At 39.4% G+C, this 404-nt stretch carries 1 protein-coding gene; it reads left to right on the plus strand.

The window, feature by feature from the left end; all coding sequences use genetic code 11:
• Positions 1-252: hypothetical protein (locus ETC05_RS17505; RefSeq protein ID WP_216366557.1), on the plus strand; the 252-nt coding region annotated here is incomplete at its 5' end.
• Between the last annotated feature and the right edge of the window lie 152 nt (positions 253-404).

Here is a 404-nt window from a genome sequence, read left to right on the forward strand (position 1 = left end):
ACGTTCTCTCTTCCAGATACTTGGACTCTCTTAACTGTTGATCAAGCGAAAAAACTAGCCAGTCTTGTTGAAAGCCAACAAGAAGCGATGAAAACAGAAGCACAAACTTTTGTTCAAGAGAAGATGCAAGCCGCTTTGATGGCTGACCCAACAATGGATGCGGCGGAACAAAAAGCAAAAATCAGTCAATTCACTGCAGAATATCAAAAAGAAGCAATAGCAAAACTGATTGAAGAAGCAAAAAAAGAATAAAAAAATCCCTCTGCAACTAGAGTGATTGAACCATTCGCCAAAAGTTAGCCATAAAAGCTAACTTCTGGGAGTGATTCACTCTCTTGGAGCAGAGGGATTTTTTGTTGATTAAAAAGTGAACTGCTCAATGCGATCAAAGGCTTCTCTTAGCA

This window comes from Geobacillus sp. BMUD, from assembly GCF_013096845.1.
Classification (GTDB): Bacteria; Bacillota; Bacilli; order Bacillales; family Anoxybacillaceae; genus Geobacillus; species Geobacillus vulcani.